Origin of the sequence: Streptomyces sp. CB02959, assembly GCF_002803155.1 — a bacterium.
Classification (GTDB): domain Bacteria; phylum Actinomycetota; class Actinomycetes; order Streptomycetales; family Streptomycetaceae; genus Streptomyces.
This window is the reverse complement of record NZ_NNBP01000031.1, coordinates 94,096-105,083: the sequence shown is the minus strand read 5'-3', so window position 1 is coordinate 105,083 and position 10,988 is coordinate 94,096. Positions and strand designations below refer to the sequence as shown.

The 10,988-nt window shown below is 64.8% G+C and carries 10 protein-coding genes and 1 pseudogene; 6 read left to right on the top strand and 5 right to left on the bottom strand.

The features are described 5' to 3' along the window. Together CG747_RS50135 and CG747_RS37655 are read left to right on the top strand one after the other, a co-directional pair. On the top strand, nucleotides 1-503 hold a 503-nt coding region (locus tag CG747_RS50135), incomplete at its 5' end, for a helix-turn-helix domain-containing protein (RefSeq protein ID WP_257980997.1). Nucleotides 504-856: 353 nt separating this feature from the next. Next, nucleotides 857-1,699, top strand: a complete 843-nt coding sequence (locus tag CG747_RS37655) for an alpha/beta fold hydrolase (protein WP_100606391.1) — start codon at nucleotides 857-859, stop codon at nucleotides 1,697-1,699. A gap of 121 nt (nucleotides 1,700-1,820) precedes the next feature. Here the strand turns inward: CG747_RS37655 and CG747_RS37650 are convergent, their stop codons facing one another. The 5 genes from CG747_RS37650 to CG747_RS37630 all read right to left on the bottom strand — a co-directional run bounded on the left by CG747_RS37650 (nucleotide 1,821) and on the right by CG747_RS37630 (nucleotide 6,009). Continuing rightward, nucleotides 1,821-2,234, bottom strand: coding sequence for a cupin domain-containing protein (locus CG747_RS37650; protein WP_100606390.1), 414 nt, complete (start codon nucleotides 2,232-2,234; stop codon nucleotides 1,821-1,823). Beyond that, nucleotides 2,227-3,306 carry a tryptophan dimethylallyltransferase family protein gene (locus CG747_RS37645; protein ID WP_180985874.1) on the bottom strand — a complete coding sequence of 360 codons (1,080 nt, stop codon included), beginning with the start codon at nucleotides 3,304-3,306 and terminating at the stop codon, nucleotides 2,227-2,229. The genes CG747_RS37650 and CG747_RS37645 overlap by 8 nt, the downstream gene beginning before the upstream one ends. A 440-nt stretch (nucleotides 3,307-3,746) precedes the next feature. Continuing rightward, complete coding sequence (locus tag CG747_RS37640) at nucleotides 3,747-4,016, bottom strand: hypothetical protein (protein WP_100606388.1); 270 nt, start codon at nucleotides 4,014-4,016, stop codon at nucleotides 3,747-3,749. Between the two features lie 146 nt (nucleotides 4,017-4,162). After that, a complete protein-coding gene (locus CG747_RS37635) occupies nucleotides 4,163-5,215 on the bottom strand; it encodes an NAD(P)-dependent alcohol dehydrogenase (protein WP_100606387.1) in 1,053 nt (350 codons plus the stop codon). Between the two features lie 98 nt (nucleotides 5,216-5,313). After that, nucleotides 5,314-6,009, bottom strand: a complete 696-nt coding sequence (locus CG747_RS37630) for a type 1 glutamine amidotransferase domain-containing protein (RefSeq protein WP_100606386.1) — start codon at nucleotides 6,007-6,009, stop codon at nucleotides 5,314-5,316. A 1,661-nt stretch (nucleotides 6,010-7,670) separates the two neighbouring features. Here CG747_RS37630 and CG747_RS37620 point away from each other — a divergent pair. From CG747_RS37620 to CG747_RS37605, 4 genes and pseudogenes are all read left to right on the top strand, one after another. Then, nucleotides 7,671-7,868 (top strand): annotated as a pseudogene (locus CG747_RS37620) (3-hydroxyacyl-CoA dehydrogenase family protein); the annotation flags it as partial. A 987-nt stretch (nucleotides 7,869-8,855) separates the two neighbouring features. Further along, nucleotides 8,856-9,785 (top strand): LysR family transcriptional regulator, encoded by a 930-nt coding sequence (locus tag CG747_RS37615; RefSeq protein ID WP_100606396.1) that lies wholly within the window; start codon nucleotides 8,856-8,858, stop codon nucleotides 9,783-9,785. Between the two features lie 72 nt (nucleotides 9,786-9,857). Continuing rightward, complete coding sequence (fabD, locus tag CG747_RS37610) at nucleotides 9,858-10,703, top strand: ACP S-malonyltransferase (protein WP_100606385.1); 846 nt, start codon at nucleotides 9,858-9,860, stop codon at nucleotides 10,701-10,703. A gap of 3 nt (nucleotides 10,704-10,706) precedes the next feature. Then, nucleotides 10,707-10,958 carry an acyl carrier protein gene (locus CG747_RS37605; RefSeq protein ID WP_100606384.1) on the top strand — a complete coding sequence of 84 codons (252 nt, stop codon included), beginning with the start codon at nucleotides 10,707-10,709 and terminating at the stop codon, nucleotides 10,956-10,958. The last annotated feature ends 30 nt before the right edge of the window (nucleotides 10,959-10,988 follow it).

Below are 10,988 nucleotides of genomic sequence, written 5' to 3'. Positions count from 1 at the left end.
AGAAGAGCGCCCACGACCTGGACCGGTCGGCCTTTACGCAGGATCTCGCCCTCAACGCCTGCGCCAGCCTGTTTTCTGGAATGCTGTCCGAGCGCGCCGCGGAGTCGATCAGCGACCACCCTCGAACCATGGTGGAAGTCGCGAAAAACGCGATCGAGAACAACTTGAACAAGCCCGACCTCTCTCCAGCTATGATCGCCCGCATCGTGGGAGTCTCGGTCCGTACCCTGCACAGGTCGTTCGCGGCTGCAGATGATTCCGTCATGGCCTTCGCTCGTCGGCGACGCCTGGAGAAGGCGCACGACGACCTGGTCAGGATGGGAAACCTGGCCAGCGTCTCCGAGCTCGCCGCGCGCTGGCATTTCACTGACGCGAGCCACTTCATCAGGCACTTCAAATCGTTCTACGGAATCACGCCGACTGCCTACCTGAAGAATCACAGCGGCGCGGCTGAGCTGCGCGATAGCACGGACGGAAATGGTGCGGTGGCGCCGGGTGCGTGAGATCCGCATTGCGGAGATTGCAGAACCAGCCGCTTCCCCAGACCCTTCAGTGGCGCTCTGATCCAATGGCGGTGGCACGAATACTCCAGTCCAAATCCTCATTGCACCAGGACAGTTCAATTCATCGATCCATCGTTAACCGTTCGGCTTGACCTCCGCCGACTGCGGGCTACGCTTGTCTAGCGCGTCACGTCGGCTCTCCGCTTTCCGCGTCGGAGGTCCCGTCCAGGTTTGCGTCGCCGTCTGCGTACGGCAATTGCGGCGGCTACGGCCGGCGTCTTCCGCACGATCCTCACCCTTCTCATCCACTGAAAAGGCCGAGTTCACCTTCAACTCCGAGGAAGTGGAAGCACATGACAGCCTCTGGAATCCTGAAATCAGGCAAGGGCAGACTCGCGCTCGGGGTGGCGGTGTTCTCCGCCCTGGCCGTGGCGCCGACTCATGCAGCGGACGGTCTCGGGAAGGCCCCGGAGGGCCAGAAGCCGACCGTGGTGCTCGTGCACGGAGCATTCGCCGACGGGTCCAGTTGGAACGCAGTGGTGCAGCGTCTGCAGCGGGACGGCTACCACGTCATGGCCCCGCCCAACACGCTCCGCGGCATACCCCAGGACTCCACGTACCTGAACAGCCTCCTGAAGACCATCAAGGGGCCGATCGTCCTCGTCGGACACTCGTACGGTGGCGAGGTGATCTCGCAGGCGGCCGCCGGCGTCGACAACGTCAAGGCGTTGGTGTTCATCGACGCGATCATGCCGGACAAGGGCGAGTCCTTCGCCAGCCTCTCCGCGAAGTTCCCGACGGCCCCGCTCGCCAAGGCGTTCATGGAAGTTCCGTTCCGTAACGGCGACGGCACCACGGGCACCGACGTGTACATCCGGCCCGAGAAGCTCCACGAGACCTTCGCCCAGGACCTCTCACAGCAGCAGGCGTCCATCATGGCCGCGACACAGCGCCCGATCGCACAGTCGGCTTTCACGGCCAAGCTCACCGAAGCGGCCTGGCGTGACAAGCCCGTCTACGTGCTCGTAGGCAAGCAGGACCGGGGCATAGACCCCAGCCTCGAACGGTACGAGGCCAAACGTGCCCACGCACGCAAGACGGTGGAGATCAACTCCTCGCACGTGTCCCTGGTCTCCCACCCCCAGGCCGTCACTGATCTCATTGTGACCGCCGCTCACGACTCCGGTCAGCAGTAGACCAACAGGCCGCACCCGCGCGCACGGCGAGGGGCCTCCGGTACACAGCGGAGGCCCCTCGCCGGACACACTCGATGTCTCTCTTGCTGTCAATCACCACGGACGGCCGACGGTCCCACGCTCAGTCCTGCTCGTTCGCGTCGAGCAGGATGACGCTCTCCTGCTCATTCGGGTCCGTCCTGGCGATGACTGCGACAACCGGCTCCGTGTCGCTCGCATTCATCGGCTGATGGGGCACGCCCGCAGGAATGTACACGAAGTCGCCCGGTCCCACGGCCACGGTCTTCTGCAGGTCTTTGCCGTACCTCCCCAGTGCATTCCCGGAGACGACATAAATGGCTGATTCGTGGTCCTCGTGCAGGTGAGGAACGTCCTTGGCTCCCGGGGGGATCGTAACCACGTGCACGCACAGGTGTGTGGACCCGGCCGTCTCCTTTGAGATGCCCGCGAAGAACGTGTGGCCCTGCTTGCCCTCGTACGTCTCCCCGGTGTGCACGACCACCAAGTCGTCTCTCTGCTCGTTCTCGCTATCCATGGGATTCCACTTTCTGATCGGTGTCAGGATGCGAACGGTCGTAGCGCAGCGGGGGGTTGAGACCGCGAAGTTCGGGCGAGAAGTAGACCTTCATCCTCGGTCGCCCGCTGCCCGGTTGCCAGGAGATGTAGTTGTGGATGCCGCGGCCCGTGTCGAGGTGCCTGGCGGTCACTTCGTGGAGGGCTGCCTCGTAGCGGCCCGTACGTACGCCTTCAGCCATCAGGGAGGCAGCGACTCGGGAGCGGATCTCGCCGTCGTGTGCCGGGCATGTCCACAAGGGCACGTATGCCGTGACACCGATTGGGTCGGGCCCCCGGGATCGCCGGAATGCCAGGCATGTGACCGGGGGCTGTTCGCCGGCCATGCTCCCCGTACCTTCCAGGGCGTGGCCGAGAGCGCTGACCCTGTCCGAGTGGAAGCCCGGGTAGATCGACAAATGCCGGGCCAGCATGTCCGGACCGCAGTCGTAGTGTCTGAAGTACACCTTCGTGCGGGGCTCCCGTTCCGTGGTCAGGTCGAGGGAGAACAAGATCGGCATGTCTGTGTCGAATCCTCGCGCGGCGTGTCGGGCGAGGGCGGAGCAGGAACTCTGCAAACCGAGCCTGCTCAACGCCTCGAAGACCACTTCGGGTGCTCTGTCGGTTCCGAGGACTCCCGGATACAGCCACACCTTGAAGGAAGGCGGTGCCGAAGCCCGCAGTTCCGCCCCGAGCATGAGCGCGTGTCCTTGGCCGCCATCTCGCGGCAGGAGCACGTCTGCTATCGCCTCCCACTGATCGGTGGGGACACCGAAGGCCGCTTCCAGACGCTCCACCGCTTCATATGCGGCTGACGACCGGTCGGCGAAGCTCTGTCCCAGCTGAGTCGCCATCGGTTCGACGGCGATCTGGATTACGGCCTCCCTGCTCGACAGATCCACTGCGAATTCCAAGGGCGAACCGTCCGGAGACACGTCGGAATACTCCAGTTGCGACACTGGCAACCGGCCCCAGGGTTCGGTCATCGCGTCGAACACGGCCTCCACCACCGAGTGGGGCATGCCGGCGCCCAGTCGGCTGACGAGCCCGCCCAAGCGCGGGAGACACACCTGACGGGTCGTTGGTTCCGTTGACGGAAGATCACGAGACGTCCGGTGGGCCTGAGGTGGGGGAGGCGAGAATTGAGACGTCGTCATACGGGCTGAGTTACTTCCTCGGGGACACCCAGCAGGGCATGCTTGTGAATGTCTGGACGCAATTGAGGACTGGCGGCTTCATGCATGATCGCCATCTCGCAGTTGCGCCGGACGTGTTGGAGCGGATTGAGGTCGCTGAAACTGGAGTTGCCAGCTGCACGAACAAGCGAATCCTGTCTTGGCAAGTCGCAGGCCAGCCTTTCGATGTCGCAAGTTCATCCGGCTGCTCATCCTCCCCTGCAGAAGGTTCCGTGGCTAGAACAGCAGCGCCGTGGCGCTGGACTTCAGCGCCACGGCCTCTGGCTGTCGTCCGGGGCATCGTCCTTGCACCCGGTCGCTCACCGTTCGGTGCACCACGAGAAAGTAGCCTCCGGGCCATTACCCGGAGGCGTCGCCGGCCCGGGGTCGAACATCGCGACCGCGAAACTGCGGGTTTCCTCGGGAAAGCCCGACCAGCTCAGCTGCGGCGAAATGTCCGATCCACCTGCTCCCAGGATGCCACTCACCTGTTCGCGGGCCAACGGTCCGCCTTGGGCGACGGACTGCGAGGTCACCGAGAAGGTCCTGATCGACGGCATGTAATCGTAGGGACCATAGGGTTTGATCAAGACGTTCCCTCACCTCCACTGCCGGTGATCGGGGGGAACGCGGCATCGGCATCTCGGTAGGTCGGTCATGGACGTCATCACGCCGGCTCCCCGGATTCCGGGGGAAGCCGGCGGGCCGCGTCGGGAGGTTTGGTAGCCCCCCGGCTCTACTCGAAGACGATGACCTGGCGTCCGATGACGTCGCCGCGGCCCAGGGCCTCGAGGTTCTCGTTGATGTCTTCGAGCTTGACCTTGGTCACGTTGTGTTTGACGAGGCCCGCTTCGGCGAGGGAGAGCACCTCGACAAGGTCGAGGTGGTTCCCCCAGAAGGAGCCGAGGTAGGACAGCTCCATGCCCACGAACGGGAATTGACGGTGCTTGACTCGTTCGCTCATGAGGCCGACCGCTGCCAGTGCGCCTTCGGGCCCCAGCAGGTCGAACCCCATCGAGATGGACGCCTCGCTGCCGACGCAGTCCAGGATGGCGTCGAGAGTTCTCCGGCCGGTCAGCCTCTCCAACTCGTCCTGGATAGCCCCGGTGGACTTGTCCTTGACGTTGATCCCGTGGTCCGCGCCGTTCTCCTTCGCCACGACCAGTTTGCTGTCCTTGCGCGCGAGCGCCACCACCGTCGCACCGCCTCCGAGGAGCTTCGCGTACTGGACCGCGTAGCTTCCCAGCCCGCCGATACCCGTCACGGCGACCGTGCGGCCGGCGCCGAGCTTGCCCGAGTCCCGGAGCTTTCTCATCCCTCGGTACGGGGTCATGCCCGCGTCGGTCATGGGGGCGAGGAGCTCGGGTGCCTTCGCAGCTTCGTCCGAGACCGGGATCACGTGGCGGTAATCCACGACCATGTACTCGGCGAAGCCTCCCTGAGGGCCGAAGCCGACCCATCTTCCGTTGCCGCTGCACAGTTGCTCGTTGCCTTCGCGGCACTGCCGGCATGTGCCGTCTCCCCAGCTGGGGTTCACCACGACCATGTCGCCCTCCGAGTAGTCCAGCGTCGTGGGCACGGCACTTCCCAGTCCTGCCACGCGGCCCGCGATCTCATGCCCGGGGATGTAGGGGAGGTCCAAAGGGAAGGGGCCCTTGAAGTAGCCCTCGAGGAGCTGGTAGTCGCTCCGGCACATCCCTGCCGCGGTGACCTTCAGTAGAATCTCGTCCGGCGCGGGCTCGGGCACAGGAACCTCGTCGATCCGAAGGGGCTCCTTGTATCCGTACATCCGGGCAGCTTGCATTCGTGTCACAGCGCCTCGCTTTCGGCTTGTAGGTGTCCGGGGCCACGGAACCGGCCATACGAAGGAGATTGGGCTCTCTGCGGCTAGGACAGGGCCTTGACGATCTCCTTGGCGAGTGGGCCCGAGGAAGCGGGGTTCTGCCCTGTGTAGAGGGTGCGGTCGACGACCGTGTACGGCTCCCAGGCGGGACCCCGCGAGTAGTCCGTGGGCAGCTTCTTCAGTTCGTCCTCCAGAAGCCACTTGGCTTTGTCGGCGAAGCCGACGCCGGCCTCCTCCTCGTTGCAGAAGCCCGTCAGGCGGTAGTTCGCGAACGGGGTGTTGCCGTTCGCGTCGCGGGTTGCGAGGAGAGCGGCCGGGGCGTGGCAGACGATGGCGAGGGGGTTGCCGGACGCGAGTGCCTTTCGCAGCAGTGCTCCGGAGTCGGCGTCGACCGAGAGATCCTCCATCGGGCCATGTCCGCCGGGGTAGTAGACCGCGGCGTAGTCCTCGAGGCGCACTTCCTTGAGGGAGAGGGGATGCCTCAGCTCCTCGGCCTTCTCGATGACGGCCTCCTCCTGGAGGGCGTTCTCCTCGCCGCCCGCCATGCGGGGCTCCAGGCTCATCGTGTCCACAACGGGAACGACGCCACCCGGTGTTGCCACGGTGACCTCGTATCCGGCGTTGGTGAACACAGTGTACGGAGCAACGAACTCCTCGGCCCAGTACCCGGTGGGGTGACGGTGCCCGTCCTTCAGAGTCCAGTAGCTTGCGCCCGTCATTACGAAAAGGATCTTGGCCATGGGACACTCCTCTTGGAGGTGTTGCCCTGGAAAGGGCTTGGGAAGTCGGCTGAAACGCGTGTGACAAGCGTGGGGGAACATCTCGAGGGTTGCAACCTGATCGGCGCCTTGAAAACGTGAAATGGAATTTGCGTGTCGCTATTTAGAACCTGCACGACGCGAACACTCCAGATTCCTGGCGACGAGTCGTCTCGACGTTCAATGATATAGCGAAAAGAACCCCCAGTTGGGGCCTTGGCCGGGATCCGATGGATGCCGACCTGAGGGAGCTGTCGTCCTGCCTTCACCGCTCGGGGCTCCGGGTGTGGCCGTAAGGGCGGAGCCGCACCTGCGTGGCGCTCAAATCCAACAGGGTTGGCGCTCCCGAACAATATTTATTGCCGTTCGATAACTAAGCTGCTCGACAGGTCGGAGACTAAGGCAAGGTCGGTGGCGTGGTACGGCGTAAATATTGAGCGGATATGTACTCCCCTCCTTGCGCTTCCCGGCCCTGAAGCGCTCAACCGGGAACCCGCCGCGCGGCGGGAATATGGAGAACTCCGCCGCACCATGCCACGAGAGCCAGATCAGCGCCGAGGCCGTGCAGGACGCCTGGAACGGGGCGGTCCGTGCGTCGCCCGCCGGAACCGTCGCCTGCGTGGCCACGTGGGGCACCGACTTCCACGCCGATCTACCCAAGATCGACATTCCGGTGCTGGTCCTGCACGGCTCCGAGGACCGGGCCCTCCCGATCGAGGCGTGCGGCCCACGCTCGGCCGAGCTCATCCCTTCGCCGCTTCGGCGACACGCGCGCCGTTGGCAAGCCCCGATCCGTCGTCTCGGCTCTGTATTCGCACCAGGTCATTACCGGCGGTGCAGTCGGCCAGCGTGATGTTGCCGTCTCCGGAGAGCAGCTTCAGCCCATTTCGGCCAGCAGCTTGTCTCGATCCGGATACGCATAATCCTCTACGAGGGACCCTAGGTCCTCACCGGCGGCTTGCGCAATGCCGGCCAATGGCCCGCTGCAGCATGCGGCTACCACGACTGACGCCGCCAACGTCACGGTAACCGGCCGTCTTTATTTGACATGCGATCTCATCAGCAACCCCCAACCATTCAGACGTGCCTCGCACCAGGAGGGTTTGGGCATGCTCTGGTTGGGCGCACGTCATGGTCAAATCCCTGATTCCCTCTACCACGACCCGCAACGTTTTGGCGCGCACATTTCGTGCATGCTGGGCTATGGCCCAACAATCTGTCAGGGGAAGTTAAAGCAGTCGCCTGCAGGGCGTATCGCGCCCCACGCCCCGCACGGCCAAGATGCCCAGCACAGAAGCACCGCCTTACCACTGGATGTCTCGTTCAACGGGAAGCCAAGTTCAACTGCGATGGCGCCGCGCTCACACAGCAGGCAGAACTCGAATCAGCCCCACGAGTGGGCGCGGCGGGCAACCCTGCCACAGAGGCAAGAAGGCGACCAAGGGGCACACCACGGCCGACAGGTGAACCGAGCGTTCACCCCAGCTGACGCATCATCAGAAACCTCAGTATCCGGTCGGCATCAACCTGCCAGACCCGGTTCCACTCGACCGAACATGCGCACCACTGAATCACTGCAAGTATGACCTCTGAGCTGCATTTTTGCCGCTCCACCAGCAGAGATCGCATGGTCACCTTCTCGGAGGCATGCGGATGTAGTGCATGCCTTCGCCGATGGTGCGCTCGGAGAACCCACCGAATGCCACCAGTCGTCCTGCCGGATCTATGCCGAGTTCCAGGAGCCGGTCTACGCGCCGCCGCCGTTGCTGCGGCGGATGGTGGAGGCGGGATTGCTGGGACGTAAGTCCGGCCGCGGGTTTCGCGCGTACGGCCGGGACTGAAGCCACCTGGCTCCATCGGGTTGAGGGACCCGGTGGGCCTCCGGCGGTCGAGGGGCCGTCGGACATCGCCAGGGGAAGGGTGGGGAGCGCCGCGGCGGCGCTCCCCACCCTCGGCGTTCCCGGCGGGCCGGGCACGCGGGCCGGAGCCGGCGCGGTGTCTGGAAGAGTGCGCCGGCGCCTGGCGGTTACCGGACACCCGGCCCGACGGCGCCGCGCGGCGGGATTGGCCGGAATGGAATCGTACGTGGCCGGACGACCGCGTGGTCGGTACCTTCATATGACCGGTGATCCTGACGTCGCCCGGGCCGATCGGCGGCGGCAACACCGTTGACGAGCCTGCCGTTCCAGGAGTGACGGAGCACGGGAAGGGGCCCGCCGAATGCTCCCGTAAGGCCCTGCCGAACGCATGCCGGGTTGTCCACCGCGGTGACCGGCTTTGGCCACCCGGCGGTTGTCCAAATGGTGGGGCGCGACCGGAAAACACGCGCTCTAAGGTGAAGAAGTCCCATGAGGGCGAAGGGCAGATCCTGGGCGCCGACCACAACGAAGGGGTCGGTGCCGGATTCGCCTTGCAGCGCCGACACGGAGAGACGGGGGGGCACCAGGGACTCGTATTCCTCAGCAGACGAATTTCCGCGTGCCCCTGCCGTTTCGGGCTCGGCCACCGCTTACGGCAGCGATCGATGCGGCTAGGCCGGCCCCTTGTCGGGCACTCGACCGCACTCGTAAATCGGTCCCGATGTTCGCGAAAACCTCCGCTCGCCCCCCGAACAGCACTGAAGACAGCGCATTCGAAGCCATCACCGGTCGACCGGATTTTCCACAACGGCCACCGGACACAATCCTGTTGCGCACCCCGGATCTCCCGCATCGGCCAGCCGCCCGCCCATGGCTCGCCGCCGAGTTCCGGGATCCCTTTGACACCGAGACCGCCGAACGCGAAATCCGCATGGTCCGACGCCAGGACAAGGTATCCGGATGTGCACTATGACCGATCACTTGGGATTCAGTCTCACGCAACTGCGCTATTTCGTCGTCTCCGCCGAACTGGGCAACATATCCGAGGCGGCCGACCGGCTGTGCGCCTCGCAGTCCACGGTTTCGTCGGCCGTGATGCGGCTGGAACGCCAGCTCGGTGTGCAACTCCTGTTACGTCATCATGCCCGCGGGGTCACCCTCACCCCGAGCGGCCGGCATCTCCTGCGAGAGGCGCGAGTTTTGTTGGGCCAGGCCAGTAATCTCAAGGCCCGGGGCAATGCACTGGCCAGCGAAACCGCCGGCCGGCTGGATGTCGGTTTCTTCTCCGCGATCGCTCCGTATCTGCTGCCTTCGGCCTGCCGGATGGCCAAGGAGCGCCATGCGGCACTGCAGTTGAACATACGGGAGGCAGCCGCCGACCAGCTCGTGGAATTCCTACAGGACGGCCGCTGCGAGGTGGCCGTGACCTATGACTTTCTGGCAGGTGACGCCAGTTTCCGTCCGCTCGTCGACCTATCCGTGCATGCGCTGTTGGCCGAGGACGATCCGCGGGGCGCGAGCGGCTCGATCGCATTGCGGGAACTGGTCGCCGGCCCCCTGGTGACCCTGGATTCGCCGCCCCTTGTACGGCATTTCGAGAAGGTGTGCGCCAATGCCGGCGTCCCCATGCCCGACGTGATCACGACCGCGGGCCTGGAGACCCTGCGCGGGCTCGTGGCCGCCGGCGCCGGGTTCGCGTTGCTGCATCAACGCACGTCGAGCACGGTGACGTTGGACGGCGGCCGGGTCCGCGCGGTGGATCTCGCCGACCCGCCGGCCCCGTCGTCCCTCGGGGTGGCCATGCTGCCGGGCCTCGCCATGAGCAGCCGGGCCGAGGCGTTCGTGGACGTGCTGCGGTCGGCGGCCTTGGGCGACCTCGCCGCGAGTTCCCTTGCGTGACGCGGGCCGCTGCTTTTTCGAGGTACATCCGACGGTTTTCCGCTGTGGTTTTCGGCAGGTTCGAGGAGTGTTGTGCTGGCGGTCATGTTTGCGGGACAGGGAAGTCAGGAAAAGGGCATGGGGGCCGAGGTGTTCGGGCACTATCCGGGGTTGGTGCAGTTCGCTTCGGAGGTGCTGGGATACGACCTTGTCGCGTTGTGCACGGAGGATCCCGATGCCGTGCTGGCACACACCGAGTACACCCAGCCGGCGCTGTACGTCGTGAACGCGTTGCGCGCCTTCGAGCGGGCCCACCGCGAGGACCAGCCCGCGGATTTCTACCTGGGACACAGCCTGGGCGAGTACAACGCACTGCTCGCGGCCGGCACCTTCGATTTCGAGACCGGGCTGCAACTGGTCGCCAAACGCGGGGAACTGATGGCGGCGGCCTCCGACGGCGGCATGGCCGCGGTGATGAACACACCCGAGGAACAGCTGCGGGAGATTCTCGCCGAGGACGGTGTGGACGGCGTCGACATCGCCGGTTTCAACAGCGGTTCACAGTTGGTCATCGCGGCCACCCCGACCGTACTGGCCGCGGCCCAGGACGCCCTGAAAAGCCGGGACATCCGCTGTGTCCCGCTCAGGGTGAGCGCGCCGTTCCACTCCCGTTACATGGAGCCGGCCCGGGCGGAGTTTGCCGAATTCCTGACACGGTTCGAATTCGCCGAACCCCACACACCGGTCGTCTCCAATGTCACGGGCCGGCCCTACGAGCCGGGCCAGGTGGCCCGGATGCTGACGGAACAACTGGTGGCCCCGGTGCGCTGGACCGACAGCGTCCGCACGCTCCTCGACGGCGACGAGGAAATGGAGTTCACCGAAATCGGAGGCCTGGCCCTCACCCAGATGGTTTACAAGATCAAGGCTGGAGTGTGACACATGGCGACCACGACGGAATCGATCCGCGAATACCTCGAAGAGCGCTTCCTCTTCGAGTTCGACGACACGATCACTCCGGGCACCGATCTCTTCAAGGCCGGGGTCATCGATTCGTTCGGCTACGTCAAGCTGATGAATTTCCTGGAGACCGAGTTCTCGGTCTCCATCTCCCCTGAGGAGATGCTCACCAATGTATTCGTCTCGCTAACCGCGATCGACGAGTTCATCCAGAAGAAGGTCTCCGCGAAGTAAGAACAGCAAACGGGAACCAGGAAACAGAAG